Genomic DNA, 18,491 nt, shown 5'->3' on the forward strand with positions numbered 1-18,491 from the left:
GTCGCCCGGCCCGGGTCCGGGCCCGTACAGTTGACAGGTGGTCAGGAAGCAGGAGCGCAGCGGTGGACGCGAGCGGGGGACAGCGCCCCGTCAGGTGCGGGTGTCGCCCGCGCGGATCGTCGCGTACGAGGTGCTCGAGGCGGTACGCGACGACGAGGCGTACGCCAACCTCCTGCTCCCGAAGCGCATCGAGCGCTCCAAGCTGAGCCCGGCCGACGCGGCGCTCGCGACCGAGCTCACCTACGGCACCCTGCGGATGCAGGGCTACTACGACCGCATCATCGAGCTCGTCTCCGAGCGCGATCGCACGGCCATCGATCCCGTCGTGCTCGACATCCTCCGCCTCGGCGCGCATCAGCTGCTCGCCACCCGGGTGCCCCTGCACGCCGCGGTGAACGAGCAGGTCGTGCTCGCGAAGCGGCTTGCGCCCGCGGCCAGCGGCTTCGTGAACGGCGTGCTGCGCACCATCTCCCGCTCGACGCCGGAGGAGTGGCGCGGCTGGGTCGCCGACGAGACGACGGGCGGCGAGCTCGAGCGGATGGCGGTGCTCGAGAGTCATCCCGAGTGGATCGTCCGGGCCTTCGCGCAGGCGCTCGAGCGCGAGGGTCGAGCCGAGGAGCTGGCGTCGCTCCTGGCCGCCGACAACGCCGCGCCGCGGGTCAACCTGGTCGCGCTGCCCGGGCTCGGCGACGAGCCGGTGGCGGAGCTCGGCGCGCCGAACCGCTTCTCGCCGATCGGCTTCACGGCCGAGCGGCCGTTCGAGCTCATCGCCGCCCATGAGGGCCGGATCCGGGTGCAGGACGAGGGGTCGCAACTCGCGGCGCTCGCCCTCAGCCGGGCGCGCCCGGTGGAGCCGGGGGAGCGCTGGCTCGACCTCTGCGCAGGGCCCGGCGGGAAGACCGCCGTGCTGACGGCCGAAGCGCTCGCGGCCGACGCGGTGCTCGTCGCGAACGAGCTCGGCGAAGCGCGCGCGGAACTCGTGCGCAAGGCTGTCGCCGGCGTGCCGCTCGACGTGCCCGTCCGCGTCGGCGACGGCCGGTCGGTGGCAGCCGCCGAGCTGGACGCGCCCGCCGGCTTCGACCGGATCCTGCTCGATGCGCCGTGCACCGGGCTCGGCGCGCTCCGTCGCCGTCCTGAGGCGCGCTGGCGCAAGCAGCCGGGCGACGTGGCCGAACTCACCGCCCTGCAGGGCGAGCTCTTCGATCACGCCGTGGAACTGCTCGCGCCGGGCGGGCTGCTCGCCTACGTGACGTGCTCGCCGCACACGGGCGAGACCCACGGCACCCTCGCCGCCGCGATGCGCCGCTGGGGCGGCGTCGTCGAGCCGGTGGACACCCGCTCCGTCGTCGCGTCCGTCGCGCGGGACGAGCTCGACCTCGCCGGCGGGCCCGAGACCGTGCAGCTCTGGCCGCACCGCCACGGCACCGATGCGATGTTCATCGCCCTCGTGCGCCGCGTCGGGTGAGTCACCCCGACGCTCGCTAGGCTTCGAGCCATGACGACGCGCATCAACCCGAGCATCCTGGCCGCCGACTTCGCGAACTTCGAGCGCGAGCTCGGGCGCATCGCCACGGCCGATCTCGTGCACGTCGACATCATGGACAACCACTTCGTCCCGAACCTCACCTTCGGGCTGCCGATGGTGGAGCGGCTGCAGCAGGTCAGCCCGATCCCGCTCGACGTGCACCTCATGATCGACGATCCGGACCGCTGGGCGCCGGGCTACGCCGAGGCGGGCGCGGCGAGCGTCACCTTCCACGCCGAGGCCGTCGCCGACCCGGTGGGGCTCGCCCGCCGGCTCCGCGAGATCGGCGCCCGCGCCGGCATCGCGCTGAAGCCCGGCACCGCGGCGGAGCCCTACCTCGAGCTGCTGCCCGAGTTCGACCAGGTGCTCGTGATGACGGTGGAGCCGGGCTTCGGCGGCCAGTCCTTCATGCCCGAGACGATGCCGAAGCTGCGCCGCGTCGCCGACGCCGTGCGCGCCGCGGGCCTCGACGTCTGGCTGCAGGTCGACGGCGGCGTCACGGTCGACACGATCGGCATCGCGGCCGAGGCGGGCGCGGACACCTTCGTCGCGGGCTCCGCGGTGTTCCGCGGGGTTCCCGAGGAGCAGATCGCGGCGCTGCGGGCGGCGGCGTCGTCGCACGGTCACGCGCACCGGTAGCCTAGGAGGGTGAAGACCTTCGACGACCTCTTCGTCGAGCTCAGCGAGAAGGCCAGGACCCGCCCCGAGGGTTCCGGCACCGTGCGCGAGCTCGACGCCGGCGTGCACGCCATCGGCAAGAAGATCGTTGAGGAGGCGGCCGAGGTCTGGATGGCTGCCGAGTACCAGAGCGACGAGGAGACGGCCGGCGAGATCTCGCAGCTGCTCTACCACCTCCAGGTGCTCATGCTGGCCAAGGGCCTCGCGCCGGCCGACGTGTACCGACATCTGTGATCGCGCCCATGCCCGATCCACTCCGTCGACACGAAAGTCAGGACATGCTCCGCATCGCCGTGCCCAACAAGGGCTCGCTCTCCGACACCGCCGCCCAGATGCTCTGGGAGGCGGGGTACACCGGTCGCCGCGACCCGCGCGACCTCCACACCGCCGACCCGCGCAACGGGGTCGAGTTCTTCTACCTCCGCCCGCGTGACATCGCGACGTACGTCGGCTCCGGCGCCCTCGACGTCGGCATCACGGGCCGCGATCTGCTGCTCGACTCCGGGTCCGACGCGACCGAGATCGCCTCGCTCGGCTTCGGCGACTCGACGTTCCGCTTCGCGGCGCCCGCCGGCGGCTTCTCGACGCTCGAGGACCTCGAGGGGGTGCGGGTCGCCACGAGCTACCCGGGTCTCGTCGGCGACTTCCTCGCCCGCCACGGCGTCACCGCCAAGCTCGTCAAGCTCGACGGCGCCGTGGAGTCCGCCGTGCGGCTGGGCGTCGCCGACGCCGTCGCCGACGTCGTCTCCACGGGCTCCACGCTGCGCAAGGCCGGTCTCGAGATCTTCGGGCCGGTCATCCTGCAGTCCGAGGCCGTGCTGATCGGCTCGGGCGTCGACAAGCCCGGCACCGGCACGCTCGTGCGCCGTCTGCAGGGCGTGCTCGTCGCCCGCCAGTACGTGCTGCTCGACTACGACGTCCCGGTCGCGCACCTCGAGCAGGCCACCGCGGCCGCCCCGGGCTTCGAGTCGCCCACGGTGTCGCCGCTGCACGACCCGGACTGGGTGGCCGTCCGGGTGATGATCCCGCGCACCGACATGAACCACGTCATGGACGCGCTGTACGAGATCGGCGCCCGCGCCATCCTCGTCTCGGCGATCCACGCGGCCCGGTTGTGAGGGCGGCGCGATGAGCCTCGCCGTCCGGGTCATCCCGTGCCTCGACGTGGCCGCCGGCCGCGTCGTGAAGGGCGTCAACTTCCAGAACCTGCGCGACGCGGGCGATCCGGTGGAACTCGCCGCGCGCTACGCCGAGCAGGGCGCCGACGAGCTCACCTTCCTCGATGTGACCGCGACGGTCGACGACCGCTCGACGACGTACGACATGGTGCAGCAGGTCGCCGAGCAGGTCTTCATCCCGCTCACCGTGGGCGGCGGGGTGCGCTCCGCCGAGGACGTGGCGCGCCTGCTCGGCCACGGCGCCGACAAGATCGGCGTGAACAGCGCCGCCATCGCCCGGCCCGAGCTCGTCGCCGAGATCGCGGACCGCTTCGGCGCGCAGGTCGTGGTGCTCTCGCTCGACGTGAAGCGCTCGGAGCGCACGCCCTCCGGCTTCGTCGTCACCACGCACGGCGGTCGCACCGAGACCGAGCTCGACGCCCTCGACTGGGCTCGTCGGGCGATCGAGCTCGGCGCGGGGGAGCTGCTCGTGAACTCGATCGACGCCGACGGCACGAAGGCCGGCTTCGACCTCGAGCTGACGGCCCTCATGCACGAGCTGTCGAGCGTGCCGGTGATCGCGTCGGGCGGGGCCGGGCGGGTCTCGGACTTCGCGCCGGCGATCGCCGCGGGCGCCGACGCGGTGCTCGCCGCCTCGGTGTTCCACAACGGCGAGATCACGATCGGCGAGGTGAAGGCGGCGCTGGCCGCCGACGGGAGGACCGTGCGATGACGAGCACGACGGATGCCGCGATCGAGCGGGCCGCGTTCAACGCCGACGGGCTGCTGCCCGCCGTCATCCAGCAGTGGGACAGCGGCGAGGTGCTCATGCTCGGCTGGATGGACCGCGAGGCGCTGCGCCGCACGCTCAGCGAGGGCCGCGTGACGTTCTGGTCGCGCTCGCGTCAGGAGTACTGGCGCAAGGGCGACACCTCGGGCCACGCGCAGTACGTGAAGTCCGCCGCGCTCGACTGCGACGCGGACACCCTGCTCGTGCGCGTCGAGCAGATCGGCGCCGCGTGCCACACCGGAACCAGGACCTGCTTCGACGGCGACCCGGTGCCGGTGGTCGTGGGCGACGCGCCGGATGCCTCGGGAGGCGACGCATGACGAGCACGGCGACGACCACGTTCGAGGGCTTCCAGACCCTCCTCGGCGGGCGCCGTGTGGTGCCCGTGGTGCGGGAGCTCTTCGCCGACGGCGAGACGCCGGTGGGCATCTACCGGAAGCTCGCGGAGGGGCGACCGGGCAGCTTCCTGCTCGAGTCCGCCGAACAGGGCGGCATCTGGTCGCGCTACTCCTTCGTCGGCGTCGCCTCGCACGGCGTGCTGACCGAGCGCGACGGGCAGGTCGAGTGGCTCGACTACGGGCTGCCCAGGGAGCGCGCGCTCGGCGAGGCGGCCGAGCTCGCGCCGCTGGCCGCCCTCGAGGCGCTGTACGAGCGCTGGGCCACGGAGGACGTGCCCGGTGCGCCGCCGCTCACCGGCGGACTCGTCGGCTTCATCGGCTGGGAGGCGATCCGTCAGATCGAGCGGCTGCCGAACCAGCCGCCCGCGGATTTCCGGGTCCCCTCGCAGGCGTTCGCCTTCGTCTCCGAGCTCGTGGTCATCGACCACCGCACGGGCACCGTGCAGCTCGTCGCCTCGGCGCTGAACGACGGCGTCGACGACGCCGAGACGCTCTGGGCCGATGCGCAGGCGCGCCTCGACCGCATGCAGGGCGGTTTGGCGCAGCCGGCCGAGGCGCGTCTGGCGCAGGTCGACCTCGGCCTCGCCGCGGCGCCCCGGCACCGCACCGATCGCGAGGACTTCCTCGCCGCGGTCGATCGCTCGAAGGCGTACATCCGTGACGGCGACGTGTTCCAGGTCGTGATCTCGCAGCGCTTCGAGCAGGAGGTCACCGCCGAGCCGGTCGACGTCTACCGGGTGCTGCGGAGCCTCAACCCGAGCCCGTACATGTACCTGCTCCACCTGGAGGACACCGCGGGGGAGCCGTACTGGATCGTCGGCTCCTCGCCCGAGGCGCTCGTGAAGGTCGAGGACGGCCGCGTCTACACGCACCCCATCGCCGGGTCCCGCCCGCGGGGCGCGACGCCGGAGGAGGACGCCACGCTCGAGGCCGAGCTCGAGGCCGATCCGAAGGAGCGCGCCGAGCATCTGATGCTCGTCGACCTCGCCCGCAACGACCTCGCGAAGGTGTGCGTCGCCGGCTCCGTCGAGGTCACCGAGTTCATGCGCATCGAACGCTTCAGCCACATCATGCACATCGTGTCCTCGGTCGAGGGCGACCTCGCGCCGGGGCGGAACGCGGTCGACGTGTTCCGGGCGACCTTCCCGGCCGGCACGCTCTCGGGCGCGCCGAAGCCGCGCGCCCTGGAGATCATCGACGAGCTCGAGCCCGCGCAGCGCGGCGTCTACGGCGGCGTCGTCGGCTACTTCGGCTTCGGCGGCGACGCCGACCTCGCGATCGCCATCCGCACCGCGCTCATCCAGGGCGGCGTCGCCCGCGTGCAGGCCGGGGGCGGCCTCGTCGCCGACTCGGTGCCCGAGGCGGAGTTCCAGGAGTCCGTCAACAAGGCCGCGGCCCCGCTCAAGGCGGTCGCGGTGGCGAACGCGATGCGGCGGGTGGGCGCATGACGCCGGGACGGTCGAAGCTCACCGCCATCCTGGGGGCGATCCTCGGCGGCGGCCTCGCCATGCTGAGCTGGAGCCAGAGCTGGTTCGAGCTGCACCTCGTGGCCGGTGCCGGCGGCGACGGCACGGCGATCGCGGTGAGCGGGCAGCTCGCCTCGCCGGCGCTCGCGGCGCTCGGCCTCGCGGCCCTCGCGCTGTCCGCCGCCCTCGCCCTCGCCGGCACCGGCCTGCGGATAGTGCTCGGCGTGCTCGAGTTCCTGCTGGGCGGCTGCGTCGTCCTCGCCGCGGCGCTCACCCTCGGCGACCCCGTGGCCGCCGTCGCCCCCGCGGTGACCGAAGCGACCGGGGTGGCCGGCTCGGAGCCGACCGCCGCGCTCGTGGCGAGCGTCGACGCGAGCCTCTGGCCGCTCGCCGCCTTCGCCGGCGGCGCCCTGCTCGTGCTCTCCGCACTCCTCGTCTTCGTGACGGGCGCGAAGTGGCCGGCTTCGTCGAGCCGCTACGGCAGCACCAAGCTCCGTCAGGATGGCGCAGCAGCACCGGTGTCGAGCCGCGACCGCGCCGTCGAGGAGTGGGACGAGCTGACCCGCGGAGACGACCCCACCGATGAGGGTCAGGAGCCCGCCGAGGCGCAGGCCGACCCTGACGACCACCCCGACCGGCCGACCGCGCGGGGCGACGAGCCCGGCGCGGCCGACCGGTAGACTTGCCGAGACCCCGCAACGAAGGAGCACCATGACCACTGAGCACGCAGACCCCGGCCACGGACACTCGCCCGCGGCGTGGACGGCCGTCGTGATCATGCTCGTCGCGTTCACGATCGGCACGGTCGCGTTCTTCTTCGAGCTCGAGTGGCTCGTCTGGGCCTCGGCGGGCCTGCTCGTCGTCGGCGCACTGGTCGGCTGGGCGCTGGCCAAGGCCGGCTACGGCGTCGGCGGGGCCAAGAGCTCCGTCAGCTCGCACTGACCGTGCTCGCCGAGCTGACGGCCAACGCCGTCGCCGACGCCGAGGCGCGCCGGCAGACTCGTCCGCTCGCCGAGGTCGAGCGCGCCGCACTGGCGCGCCCGGCCGCCATCGACGCGCTCGAGGCGCTGCGACCGGCCGATCGGGTGAAGGTGATCGCCGAGATCAAGCGCTCGAGCCCCTCGCGGGGCGCGCTCGCCACGATCACCGACCCGGCCGCGCTCGCGCGCGACTACGAGCTCGGCGGCGCGAGCGCGATCAGCGTGCTCACCGAGGGCCGTCGCTTCGGCGGCTCGCTCGACGATCTCGAAGCGGTCCGCGAGGCGGTCGCGCTCCCGGTGCTGCGCAAGGACTTCCTCTCGACGCCGTACCAGGTGTTCGAGGCCCGCGCGGCCGGCGCCGACCTCGCGCTGCTGATCGTCGCCGCGCTCGACGACGCGACGCTCGCCGAGCTCTACGCGCTCATCACCGAGCTCGGCATGACCGCGCTTGTCGAGGCGCACTCGGCCGAGGAGCTCGATCGCGCCGCCGCGCTCGGCGCGAAGCTGATCGGTGTGAACGCGCGCGATCTGAACACCTTCGAGCTCGACCGCGATCTGTTCGGCCGGCTCGTCGACCGCTTCCCCGACGGCGCGATCCGCGTCGCGGAGTCCGCGGTGCTCTCGCCCGACGACGTGGCGCACTACCGCCGGGCCGGCGCCGACGCCGTGCTCGTCGGCGAGGCGCTCGTCACGAGCGACCCGGTGGCCACCCTCTCTGCATTCCTGGCGGTGTGACATGGCGCTCCGAGACGCCCACGGTCCGTACTTCGGCGACTTCGGCGGGCGATTCGTGCCCGAGTCCCTCGTCGCTGCGCTCGACGAGCTCTCCGAGGCCTACGAGCTCGCGAAGCTCGACCCGGCCTTCCACGAGGAGCTCGCCGAGCTGGGGCGCAGCTACACCGGCCGCCCCTCGATCATCACCGAGGCGCCCCGCTTCGCGGAGCACGCGGGCGGCGCCCGCATCATCCTGAAGCGCGAAGACCTCAATCACACGGGCTCGCACAAGATCAACAACGTGCTCGGCCAGGCGCTGCTGACCAAGCGGATCGGCAAGCCGCGCGTGATCGCCGAGACCGGGGCGGGACAGCACGGCGTCGCGACCGCGACCGCCGCCGCGCTCTTCGGCCTCGAGTGCACGATCTACATGGGCGAGGTCGACACCGAGCGCCAGGCGCTGAACGTCGCCCGCATGCGCCTGCTCGGCGCCGAGGTCGTGGCCGTGAAGACCGGCTCGCGCACGCTGAAGGACGCGATCAACGACGCGATGCGCGACTGGGTCACGAACGTCGAGACGACGAACTACGTCTTCGGCACCGTCGCCGGTCCGCACCCGTTCCCCGAGATGGTGCGCGACTTCCAGAAGATCATCGGGGAGGAGGCACGGGCGCAGGTGCTCGAGCTGACCGGCGCACTGCCGACCGCGGTGGCGGCCTGCGTGGGCGGCGGCTCGAACGCGATCGGCATCTTCCACGCCTTCCTCGACGACGCCGACGTTCGGCTCATCGGCTTCGAGGCGGGCGGCGAGGGCGCCGAGACGCCCCGGCACGCGGCGACCATCACGAAGGGCCGCCCCGGCGTGCTGCACGGGGCGCGCAGCTACCTGCTGCAGGACGAGGACGGCCAGACCATCGAGTCGCACTCGATCTCCGCGGGCCTCGACTACCCGGGCGTGGGGCCAGAGCACTCGTGGCTCGCGGCGCTCGGCCGGGCCGAGTACCGCCCGGTCACCGACGCCGCCGCCATGGAGGCGCTGCGGCTGCTCACCCGCACCGAGGGCATCATCCCCGCGATCGAGTCGGCGCACGCGCTCGCGGGCGCGCTGGAGCTCGGTCGCGAGCTCGGCCCCGAGGCCGTCATCCTGGTGAACCTCTCGGGCCGCGGCGACAAGGACATGGACACGGCCGCGGAGTACTTCGGCCTCTACGACGGGGAGCAGGCGTGATGCGGACGGTCGGCGAGGTCATCGCCCGGCGCAATCGCGAGGCGGCCGGCGCGCTCATCGGCTACCTGCCGGTCGGCTTCCCCACGCTCGACGAGAGCGTCGAGGCGGCCGTCGCGCTGGTCGAGAAGGGCGTCGACGTGCTCGAGCTCGGCCTGCCGTACTCCGACCCCGTCATGGACGGCCCGGTCATCCAGGCCGCGACGCAGCAGGCGCTGCAGAACGGCTTCCGCATCGCGGACGGCTTCGAGGCGGTGCGCCGCATCACCGAGCGCACGGATGCCCCGGTGCTGATCATGACGTACTGGAACCCCGTCGTGCAGTACGGGGTCGACCGCTTCGCGGACGAGCTCGCCGCCGCCGGGGGAGCCGGGCTCATCACGCCCGACCTGATCCCCGACGAGGGGGCCGACTGGCTGGCCGCCACCGAGCGCACCGGCCTCGATCGGGTGTTCCTCGCCGCACCGACGTCGACCGACGCCCGCCTGGTCAAGACCGTGGAGGCGAGCCGCGGCTTCGTCTACGCCGTCTCGACGATGGGCATCACGGGCGCGCGCTCCGACGTCGACCGCGCCGCCCGCACGCTGGTGTCGCGCCTGCACGACGCGGGCGCCGAGGCCGCCTGCGTGGGCGTGGGCATCTCGACCGCGGCGCAGGTCGCCGAGGTGCTCGAGTACGCCGAGGGCGCCATCGTCGGCTCCGCGCTCGTCGCGGCGGTCGCCCAGGGCGGCGCCGAGGCCGCCGGTCGGCTCGCGGCCGAGCTCGCGCGCGGCACGCGCCCGCAGTGAAGTACGCTCATGTGGGCCGCCGTGGCGGCCGCACCACCTGACGAAAGGCAGTCGACGGCGTGATCGCACCGTTCAGCATCCCGAGCCCGGACTACTCGTGGCAGGTCTTCGAGCTCAACCTCTTCGGGTGGCAGCTCAACATCCACACCTACGCGCTGTGGATCCTGCTCGGCATCATCCTCGCGGTCGTCATCACCTCGCGCCGGCTCACGAAGCGCGGCGCCGAGCCGGGCATCGTGCTCGACATCGCGCTCTGGGCGGTGCCGCTCGGCATCATCGGCGCCCGGTTCTACCACGTCTTCACCCACCCGAACGACTACTTCGCCGGCCAGGAGTGGTGGAAGATCTTCGCGATCTGGGAGGGCGGCAACGCCATCTACGGCGCGCTCATCGGCGGTGCGGTCGGCGTGCTCATCGCGTGCCGCATCACGGGCCTGCGCTTCCTCTCCTTCGCCGACGCGCTCGCGCCGGGCCTCCTCGTGGCCCAGGCCGTCGGCCGGCTCGGCAACTGGTTCAACCACGAGCTGTTCGGCTCGCCGACCGATCTGCCCTGGGGCCTCGAGATCGAGTACTCGAACCCGGCGTGGCCGCAGGGCCTGCCCGAGGGCACGCTGTTCCACCCGACGTTCCTCTACGAGATCATCTGGAACCTCGCCGGCGTCGCCGTGATCCTGCTCCTCGAGCGCAAGGGCGGCCTGCGCTGGGGCAAGGCCTTCGCGATGTACCTCATCTGGTACGGCCTGGGGCGCTCGTTCCTCGAGTCCATCCGCGTCGACCCGAGCGAGATGCTCTTCGGCATCCGCTCGAACGTCTGGGCGTCCTTCGCGGCCGTCGTGATCGGCGTCATCCTGCTGATCGTGCAGTCGCGCCGGCACACCGGGCTGGAGCCGAGCGTCTACGCACCGGGCCGTGAATGGCAGCGGCCCGATGCTGTTGTAGACTCTGACGAAATCGAGTCCGAATCGGACTCGCTCGACGACGGCGTCGAGTCCGAGAACGCCCCTGAGTCGGCCGCCACAAGCCCAGGCCGCTCGTCCTCCGTCTAGGAGTCAGTCCCCGTTCTCCCGCAGCGGCGCCGCACCTCGTGCCGTGCAGATCCCTTGCGAAGGGCCGACGGCGTCCCCTCCTTTTCCGCTTGCTGAGAGGACGGTTCCCGTGTCGCTCACCCCTCCCTTCTCGCGGTTCGGCACCGTGCCGGCCGCACAGGGCCTGTACGACCCAGCCGCCGAGAAAGACGCCTGCGGGCTCGCGATGGTCGCGACGCTCCGCGGCACCGCCGGGCACGACATCATCACCGCGGCGCTCGACGCGCTGCGTCATCTGGAGCACCGCGGGGCCATCGGCTCCGACGCCGGCACCGGTGACGGCGCGGGCATCATCACCCAGATCCCCGACGAGTTCCTGCGCGCGGTGACCGAGTTCCCGCTGCCCGCGGCGGGGGAGTACGCGGTCGGCAACGCCTTCCTCCCGGTCGACCCGACGTCGCGCAGCCGCATCAAGCAGTCGCTCGCCCGGCTCGCCGCCGAGGAGGGGCTGACGGTCCTCGGCTGGCGCGAGGTGCCCGTGCGACCCGAGCAGCTCGGCACGCTCGCCCGTCAGGCGATGCCCGCCGTGCAGCAGCTCTTCGTGCGTGCGGCGAACGCCGAGGGGGCGCCAGCCGTCGCCGGCATCGCGCTCGACCGGCTCACCTTCCGGCTGCGCAAGCGCGCCGAGCGGGAGCTCGAGCTGTACTTCGCCTCGCTGTCGGCGCGCACGCTCGTCTACAAGGGCATGGTCACGACGCTCCAGCTCGAGCCGTTCTACCCCGACCTCTCCGACGAGCGCTTCGCGTCGAAGCTGGCGCTCGTGCACTCGCGCTACTCGACGAACACCTTCCCCTCGTGGCCGCTCGCGCAGCCGTTCCGCATGATCGCGCACAACGGCGAGATCAACACGATCCAGGGCAACCGCAACTGGATGCGGGCCCGGCAGTCGCAGCTCGAGTCCGAGCTCCTCGGCGAGCTCGACCCGATCCTGCCGATCGTGACGCCCGGCGCGAGCGACTCCGCCTCCTTCGACGAGGTCGTCGAGCTGCTCACGCTCTCCGGGCGCAGCCTCCCGCACGCCGTGATGATGATGGTGCCGGAGGCCTGGGAGAACCAGGCCGGCATGGATGCCGAGCGCCGCGCCTTCTACGAGTACCACTCGATGCTCATGGAGCCGTGGGACGGCCCCGCGGCGATCGTGTTCACCGACGGCTCGCTCGTCGGGGCGACGCTCGACCGCAACGGCCTCCGCCCCGGCCGCTACCTCGTCACCGACGACGGCCTCGTCGTGCTGGCGAGCGAGATCGGCGTGCTCGACATCGATCCGTCCCGCGTGGTCCGCAAGGGCCGCCTGCAGCCGGGCCGCATGTTCCTCGTCGACACCGAGGCCGGCCGGCTCATCGAGGACGACGAGATCAAGCGCGAGCTCGCCGCCGCGGAGCCGTGGGGCGAGTGGCTCGACGAGAGCCGCATCCGCCTGGCCGACCTCCCGGAGCGCGAGCACATCGTGCACCCGCCGGCCTCGGTGAACCGCCGCCAGCGCACCTTCGGCTACACCGAGGAAGAGGTGAAGATCCTGCTCGCGCCGATGGCGCGCACGGGGCAGGAGCCGCTCGGGGCGATGGGCTCCGACACGCCGATCGCGGTGCTCGCACAGCGCCCGCGCCTGCTGTTCGACTACTTCACGCAGCAGTTCGCGCAGGTGACGAACCCGCCGCTCGACTCGATCCGCGAAGCGGTCGTGACCTCGCTCGGCACGGGGCTCGGGCCGGAGCGCAACCTGCTGACGGCCGGCCCGGAGCATGCCAGGCAGGTCTCGCTCGACTTCCCGGTGATCGACAACGACGAGCTCGCGAAGATCGTGCACATCGACCCGATGCCTGGCTCGCGCACGACGGTCACGATCCGCGGCACCTACCGCTTCGACGAGGGCCCCGACGCGCTGCGCGACCGGCTGGCCGCCATCTGCCGCGAGGTCGACGAGGCGATCGCCGAGGGCGCCTCCTTCATCGTGCTGAGCGACCGCGACTCCAACAAGGACCTCGCCCCGATCCCGTCGCTGCTCATGCTCTCGACGGTGCATCACCACCTCATCCGAGCGGAGACGCGGATGCGCGTCGGGCTCATCGTGGAGGCGGGCGACGTGCGCGAGGTGCATCACGTCGCGCTCCTCATCGGCTACGGCGCCTCCGCCGTGAACCCGTACCTCGCGATGGAGACCTGCGAGGACCTCGTGCGCTCCGGCGTCATCAGCGGGGTGAGCCCGGAGGACGCGGTGCACAACGTGATCAAGGCGCTCGGCAAGGGCGTGCTGAAGATCATGTCGAAGATGGGCATCTCGACCATCGCCTCCTACGCGGGGGCGCAGGCCTTCGAGGCGATCGGCCTCTCGCAGGAGTTCATCGACGAGTACTTCACGGGCACCACCTCGAAGCTCGGCGGCATCGGCATCGACGTCATCGCGGCCGAGAACCTGAGCCGGCACACCGAGGCCTATCCCGAGGACGTCGCCGTGCGCGCCCACGAGCGGCTCGCGACGGGTGGCGAGTACCAGTGGCGCCGCGACGGCTCGCCGCACCTCTTCAACCCCGAGACCGTGTTCCGCCTGCAGCACTCGACGCGCAACCGTCGCTACGACGTGTTCCGGGAGTACACCGATCTCGTCGACTCGCAGGCCGAGGAGCTCATGACGCTCCGCGGCCTGTTCGCCCTCCGCAGTGGGGTGCGCCCGCCGGTGCCGCTCGACGAGGTCGAGCCGGTGTCGTCGATCGTGAAGCGTTTCTCCACCGGCGCGATGAGCTACGGCTCGATCTCGAAGGAGGCGCACGAGACGCTCGCCATCGCGATGAACCGGCTCGGCGCCAAGTCGAACACGGGCGAGGGCGGCGAGGACCTCGAGCGGCTGCTCGACCCCGAGCGGCGCAGCGCGATCAAGCAGGTCGCCTCCGGCCGATTCGGCGTGACGAGCATGTACCTGACGCACGCCGACGACATCCAGATCAAGCTCGCGCAGGGCGCGAAACCGGGCGAGGGCGGCCAGCTGCCGCCGACGAAGGTGTACCCGTGGGTGGCGCGCACGCGGCACGCGACCGCGGGCGTCGGCCTGATCTCGCCGCCGCCGCACCACGACATCTACTCGATCGAAGACCTGAAGCAGCTCATCTTCGACCTGAAGCGCGCGAACCCGAAGGCGCGCGTGCACGTGAAGCTCGTGAGCCAGTCGGGCATCGGCGCGGTCGCCGCCGGCACGGCCAAGGCCCTCGCCGACGTCATCCTGGTGTCCGGCCACGACGGCGGCACCGGCGCGAGCCCGTTGAACTCGCTGAAGCATGCGGGCACCCCCTGGGAGCTCGGCCTCGCCGAGACCCAGCAGACGCTCATGCTGAACGGCATGCGCGACCGCGTCGTCGTGCAGGTCGACGGGCAGCTCAAGACCGGCCGCGACGTCATCATCGGCGCCCTGCTGGGGGCCGAGGAGTTCGGCTTCGCCACGGCGCCGCTCGTGGTCGAGGGCTGCATCATGATGCGCGTCTGCCACCTCGACACCTGCCCCGTCGGCGTCGCGACGCAGAACCCGGAGCTGCGCAAGCGCTTCACGGGCAAGCCCGAGTTCGTCGTGACCTTCTTCGAGTTCATCGCGGAGGAGGTGCGGGAGCACCTCGCGGCGCTCGGCTTCCGCTCGCTCGACGAGATCATCGGCCGCCGCGAACTCCTCGACGTCGACCGCGCGGTCTCGCACTGGAAGGCCTCGGGCCTCGATCTCACCCCCGTGCTCATCGGTCCGGACTTCGCCGACGCCGAGCCGCGCAAGCACGGCCGCGAGCAGGACCACGAGCTCGACGAGCACTTCGACAACGAGCTGATCTCCCGGGCCCGCCAGGTGCTCGAGCAGGGCGGCCACGTCGAGATCGAGCTGCCGATCAAGAACACCGAGCGCGCCGTCGGCACGATGCTCGGCCACGAGGTCACCGCGCGGCACGGTGCGAACGGCCTTCCCGAGGGGGCCATCGAGGTCACGCTCTCGGGCTCGGCCGGGCAGTCGCTCGGGGCGTTCCTCCCGGCCGGCATCACGCTGCGGCTCGAGGGCGACTCCAACGACTACGTCGGCAAGGGCCTCTCGGGCGGACGCATCGTGGTGCGCCCCGCGCCGACGGCGAGCTTCGCCGCCGAGCGCAACGTCATCGCCGGCAACGTGATCGGCTACGGCGCGACCCAGGGCAGCATGTTCATCCGCGGCATCGTGGGCGAGCGCTTCCTGGTGCGCAACTCGGGCGCCACCGCCGTCGTCGAGGGCGTGGGCGACCACGCGCTCGAGTACATGACGGGCGGGCTGGCGCTGATCCTCGGCGCCACGGGACGCAATCTCGGTGCGGGCATGTCGGGCGGCACGGCGTACGTCCTGGGTCTCGACGAGGCCCTCGTGAACCGCGAATCGCTCGCCAACGGCGAGCTGGAGCTCCTGGCGCTCGGTTCGGCCGACCGCGAGATCGTGCGCGACCTGCTCGAGCAGCACCTCGCCGAGACGGGCTCCGCGGTCGCGGCCTCCCTGCTCGAGGAGGGCGACGCGGCGTTCGACCGCTTCACCAAGGTGCTCCCGCGCGATTACGCCGCGGTGCTCCGCACCCGGCAGAGCGCCGTCGACGAGGGGCTCGACCCCGACGGCGAGATCGTCTGGACCCGCATCCTGGAGGTGACGGGTGGCTGAGACGATCGCGAACACGAATCCGAACGGCAACACGAGCGGTATGGAGGTGACGGGTGGCTGACCCGAAGGGCTTTCTGAAGGTCACCGAACGGGAGCTGCCCAAGCGGCGCCCCGTTCCGGTGCGGATCATGGACTGGAAAGAGGTCTACGAGCCGGGCGACTCCGCCCAGCTGCGCCGGCAGGCCGGCCGTTGCATGGACTGCGGCGTCCCGTTCTGCCACCAGGGCTGCCCGCTCGGCAACCTGATCCCGGAGTGGAACGACCTCATGTGGCGCGGCGAGGGTCGCGCCGCGATCGAGCGGCTGCACGCCACGAACAACTTCCCGGAGTTCACGGGTCGGCTCTGCCCGGCCCCGTGCGAGTCGGCGTGCGTCCTCGGCATCAACCAGCCGGCCGTCACGATCAAGCAGGTCGAGGTCTCGATCATCGACCAGGCCTTCGGCAACGGCTGGGTGCAGCCGCAGCCGCCCGGCCGACTGACCGGCAAGACCGTCGCCGTCGTCGGCTCCGGGCCCGCGGGCCTCGCCGCCGCGCAGCAGCTCACCCGCGCGGGCCACACGGTCGCGGTCTTCGAGCGCGACGACCGCATCGGCGGCCTCCTGCGCTACGGCATCCCCGACTTCAAGATGGAGAAGCGCCACCTCGACCAGCGCCTCGCGCAGATGACGGCCGAGGGCACCCGCTTCCGCGCGGGCGTCGACATCGGCACCGACATCTCCTGGGACGAGCTCCGCTCGCGCTACGACGCCGTCGTGGTCGCGACGGGCGCGATGGTCCCGCGAGATCTGCCGATCCCCGGACGCGACCTGCCGGGCGTGCACTTCGCCATGGAGTACCTCGTGCAGGGCAACCGCGCGGCCGCCGGCGATCCGGTCTTCGACCAGATCAGCGCCGAGGGCAAGCACGTCGTCGTCCTCGGCGGCGGCGACACCGGCGCCGACTGCATCGGCACCGCGCACCGCCAGGGTGCGCTGAGCGTGACGAACCTCGCGATCGGCCGGCAGCCGGGCGAGGCGCGCAGCGCGGCGCAGCCCTGGCCGATGCATCCGACCCTCTTCGAGATGCAGAGCGCGCACGAGGAGGGCGGCACGCGCGAGTACCTCGTGTCGACCGTCGAGTTCCTCGCGAACGACGCGGGCGAGCTCCGCGCCGTGCGCGTGGCCGAGACCGAGTTCGTCGACGGACGCCGCGTGCCGAAGTCGGGCACCGAGCGCGAGATCCCGGCGGACCTCGTGCTGCTCGCCCTCGGCTTCACCGGGCCGGAGACCGAGACCATCCAGCCGCAGCTCGAGCTCGGCGTGACCGACCGCGGCGCCCTCGCCCGCGACGCGCAGTACGCGACCGAGCAGCCCGGCGTCTTCGTCGCCGGCGACGCCGGTCGTGGGCAGTCGCTCATCGTGTGGGCGATCGCCGAGGGCCGGGCGGCGGCGGCGGCCGTCGACCGGTACCTTGAAGGGGACACGAGATTGCCGAGCCCGATCCCTGCGACGGCTCGCGCCTTCTCCGTCTGAGCGTCGGCGGCGCGAGCCGCCGGCACCGCACCGCGTTCGCGCGGAACACCTGGGAGCACATACGAATATGAGACGAGCGAAGATCGTCGCCACCCTCGGGCCGGCGACATCGAGCTATGAACAGATCCGAGCGATCATCGATGCGGGCGTCGACGTCGCCCGCATGAACCTGAGCCACGGCACGTACGACGTGCACGAGGCCGTCTACCAGAACGTCCGCAAGGCGGCGAACGACTCCGGTCGCGCCGTGGCGGTGCTGGTCGACCTCCAGGGCCCGAAGATCCGTCTCGGCAAGTTCGAGGGAGGACCCTACGAGCTCGCCGAGGGCGACATCTTCAAGATCACGACGGAGGACGTCGTGGGCACGAAGGAGCTCGTCGGCACGACGTTCAAGGGCCTGCCGCAGGACGTGGCGCCCGGCGACTTCCTGCTGATCGACGACGGCAAGGTGCGCGTGCAGGTCGTCGAGACCGACGGCGTGGTCGTGACCACCAAGGTCGTCGTCGCCGGCCCGGTCTCGAACAACAAGGGCATCAACCTGCCCGGCGTCGCCGTGAACGTCCCGGCGCTCTCCGAGAAGGACGAGGCCGATCTCCGCTGGGGCCTCGAGCTCGGCGCCGACCTCATCGCGCTCTCCTTCGTGCGGAACGCCGAGGACATCGTCCGCGTCCACGAGATCATGGATGAGGTCGGCCGGCGCGTGCCCGTCATCGCCAAGATCGAGAAGCCGCAGGCGGTCGACCACCTCGAGGGCATCATCGAGGCCTTCGACGCGATCATGGTCGCCCGCGGCGACCTCGGCGTCGAGCTTCCGCTCGAGGCCGTGCCGATCGTGCAGAAGCGGGCGGTCGAGATCGCCCGTCGACTCGCGAAGCCCGTCATCGTCGCGACGCAGATGCTCGAGTCGATGATCCACAGCCCGGTGCCGACGCGCGCCGAGACGAGCGACGTCGCGAACGCGGTGCTCGACGGCGCCGACGCGGTCATGCTGTCCGGCGAGACGAGCGTGGGCGAGTACCCGGTCATCACGGTGCAGACCATGGCGCGCATCGTCGAGTCGACCGAGAAGCACGGCCTCGAGCGCGTCCCGCCGCTCGGCACGAAGCCGCGCACCCAGTCCGGCGCGATCACCGCGGCCGCGGTCGAGGTCGCCGACTTCGTCGACGCGAAGTACCTGTGCGTGTTCACCGAGTCGGGCGACTCCGCCCGCCGGATGGCCCGCCTGCGCAGCGACATCCCGATCCTCGCGTTCACGCCGGATCAGGCCATCCGCCGCCGCATGGCGCTCTACTGGGGCGTCGACACCTTCGTCGTCGAGCGCGTCACCCACACCGACCAGATGGTCGAGCAGGTCGACGAGGCGCTCGCGAAGTCGGGTCGGGCCGCGGAGGGCGAGACGGTCGTCATCGTCTCCGGTTCCCCTCCCGGCATCCCCGGCACGACGAACGACGTGCGCGTGCACAAGGTCGGCGAGGTCCTCTAGGCCCGACGACCCTGCGGCGGCCCGATCCCTCGGATCGGGCCGCCGT

The 18,491-nt window shown here is 72.1% G+C and carries 16 protein-coding genes; all 16 read left to right on the forward strand.

What is annotated here, in order from left to right:
* Window positions 1-94 precede the first annotated feature (94 nt).
* The 16 genes from QSJ60_RS10900 (at window position 95) to pyk (ending at window position 18,445) form a co-directional block, all read left to right on the forward strand.
* Entirely contained in the window at window positions 95-1,465 is a 1,371-nt protein-coding gene (locus QSJ60_RS10900; protein WP_285465306.1) for a transcription antitermination factor NusB, read from the forward strand.
* Between the two features lie 30 nt (window positions 1,466-1,495).
* Window positions 1,496-2,164, forward strand: a complete 669-nt coding sequence (gene rpe, locus QSJ60_RS10905) for a ribulose-phosphate 3-epimerase (protein ID WP_243568256.1) — start codon at window positions 1,496-1,498, stop codon at window positions 2,162-2,164.
* A gap of 9 nt (window positions 2,165-2,173) precedes the next feature.
* A complete protein-coding gene (locus QSJ60_RS10910) occupies window positions 2,174-2,437 on the forward strand; it encodes a phosphoribosyl-ATP diphosphatase (protein WP_230763413.1) in 264 nt (87 codons plus the stop codon).
* A gap of 44 nt (window positions 2,438-2,481) precedes the next feature.
* Entirely contained in the window at window positions 2,482-3,321 is an 840-nt protein-coding gene (gene hisG / locus QSJ60_RS10915; RefSeq protein WP_189084919.1) for an ATP phosphoribosyltransferase, read from the forward strand.
* Window positions 3,322-3,331: 10 nt separating this feature from the next.
* Complete coding sequence (gene hisF / locus QSJ60_RS10920; RefSeq protein WP_285463617.1) at window positions 3,332-4,093, forward strand: imidazole glycerol phosphate synthase subunit HisF; 762 nt, start codon at window positions 3,332-3,334, stop codon at window positions 4,091-4,093.
* Complete coding sequence (gene hisI / locus QSJ60_RS10925) at window positions 4,090-4,470, forward strand: phosphoribosyl-AMP cyclohydrolase (RefSeq protein ID WP_285463618.1); 381 nt, start codon at window positions 4,090-4,092, stop codon at window positions 4,468-4,470. Before hisF ends, hisI begins: the two co-directional genes overlap by 4 nt.
* Complete coding sequence (locus QSJ60_RS10930) at window positions 4,467-5,996, forward strand: anthranilate synthase component I (RefSeq protein WP_285463619.1); 1,530 nt, start codon at window positions 4,467-4,469, stop codon at window positions 5,994-5,996. Before hisI ends, QSJ60_RS10930 begins: the two co-directional genes overlap by 4 nt.
* Window positions 5,993-6,694 carry a Trp biosynthesis-associated membrane protein gene (locus tag QSJ60_RS10935; protein WP_285463620.1) on the forward strand — a complete coding sequence of 234 codons (702 nt, stop codon included), beginning with the start codon at window positions 5,993-5,995 and terminating at the stop codon, window positions 6,692-6,694. Before QSJ60_RS10930 ends, QSJ60_RS10935 begins: the two co-directional genes overlap by 4 nt.
* A gap of 31 nt (window positions 6,695-6,725) precedes the next feature.
* The gene (locus tag QSJ60_RS10940) at window positions 6,726-6,956 is read left to right on the forward strand and encodes a DUF6704 family protein (RefSeq protein ID WP_189084924.1); all 231 of its coding nucleotides are present in this window, start codon (window positions 6,726-6,728) and stop codon (window positions 6,954-6,956) included.
* A 2-nt stretch (window positions 6,957-6,958) separates the two neighbouring features.
* Entirely contained in the window at window positions 6,959-7,729 is a 771-nt protein-coding gene (gene trpC / locus QSJ60_RS10945) for an indole-3-glycerol phosphate synthase TrpC (RefSeq protein WP_189084925.1), read from the forward strand.
* 1 nt (window position 7,730) lies between these two features.
* Window positions 7,731-8,936 (forward strand): tryptophan synthase subunit beta, encoded by a 1,206-nt coding sequence (trpB, locus tag QSJ60_RS10950; RefSeq protein ID WP_189084926.1) that lies wholly within the window; start codon window positions 7,731-7,733, stop codon window positions 8,934-8,936.
* Window positions 8,936-9,721, forward strand: a complete 786-nt coding sequence (gene trpA, locus QSJ60_RS10955; protein WP_285465309.1) for a tryptophan synthase subunit alpha — start codon at window positions 8,936-8,938, stop codon at window positions 9,719-9,721. Before trpB ends, trpA begins: the two co-directional genes overlap by 1 nt.
* A 59-nt stretch (window positions 9,722-9,780) precedes the next feature.
* Complete coding sequence (gene lgt / locus QSJ60_RS10960) at window positions 9,781-10,767, forward strand: prolipoprotein diacylglyceryl transferase (protein ID WP_285463621.1); 987 nt, start codon at window positions 9,781-9,783, stop codon at window positions 10,765-10,767.
* Between the two features lie 109 nt (window positions 10,768-10,876).
* Window positions 10,877-15,451, forward strand: a complete 4,575-nt coding sequence (gltB, locus tag QSJ60_RS10965; protein ID WP_285463622.1) for a glutamate synthase large subunit — start codon at window positions 10,877-10,879, stop codon at window positions 15,449-15,451.
* 53 nt (window positions 15,452-15,504) lie between these two features.
* Window positions 15,505-16,962, forward strand: a complete 1,458-nt coding sequence (locus tag QSJ60_RS10970; protein ID WP_285463623.1) for a glutamate synthase subunit beta — start codon at window positions 15,505-15,507, stop codon at window positions 16,960-16,962.
* Between the two features lie 67 nt (window positions 16,963-17,029).
* Complete coding sequence (gene pyk / locus QSJ60_RS10975) at window positions 17,030-18,445, forward strand: pyruvate kinase (protein WP_189084930.1); 1,416 nt, start codon at window positions 17,030-17,032, stop codon at window positions 18,443-18,445.
* The last annotated feature ends 46 nt before the right edge of the window (window positions 18,446-18,491 follow it).

Source organism: Agromyces sp. NBRC 114283 (genome assembly GCF_030268405.1).
Lineage (GTDB): Bacteria > Actinomycetota > Actinomycetes > Actinomycetales > Microbacteriaceae > Agromyces > Agromyces mediolanus.

Bases quoted from the DNA above. Each gene is read 5' to 3' on its own strand.
- rpe (WP_243568256.1), top strand. From the start codon at position 1,496: ATGACGACGCGCATCAACCCGAGCATCCTGGCCGCCGACTTCGCGAAC.
- hisG (WP_189084919.1), top strand. From the start codon at position 2,482: ATGCTCCGCATCGCCGTGCCCAACAAGGGCTCGCTCTCCGACACCGCC.
- hisF (WP_285463617.1), top strand. From the start codon at position 3,332: ATGAGCCTCGCCGTCCGGGTCATCCCGTGCCTCGACGTGGCCGCCGGC.
- hisI (WP_285463618.1), top strand. From the start codon at position 4,090: ATGACGAGCACGACGGATGCCGCGATCGAGCGGGCCGCGTTCAACGCC.
- QSJ60_RS10930 (WP_285463619.1), top strand. From the start codon at position 4,467: ATGACGAGCACGGCGACGACCACGTTCGAGGGCTTCCAGACCCTCCTC.
- QSJ60_RS10935 (WP_285463620.1), top strand. From the start codon at position 5,993: ATGACGCCGGGACGGTCGAAGCTCACCGCCATCCTGGGGGCGATCCTC.
- QSJ60_RS10940 (WP_189084924.1), top strand. From the start codon at position 6,726: ATGACCACTGAGCACGCAGACCCCGGCCACGGACACTCGCCCGCGGCG.
- trpB (WP_189084926.1), top strand. From the start codon at position 7,731: ATGGCGCTCCGAGACGCCCACGGTCCGTACTTCGGCGACTTCGGCGGG.
- trpA (WP_285465309.1), top strand. From the start codon at position 8,936: ATGCGGACGGTCGGCGAGGTCATCGCCCGGCGCAATCGCGAGGCGGCC.
- pyk (WP_189084930.1), top strand. From the start codon at position 17,030: ATGAGACGAGCGAAGATCGTCGCCACCCTCGGGCCGGCGACATCGAGC.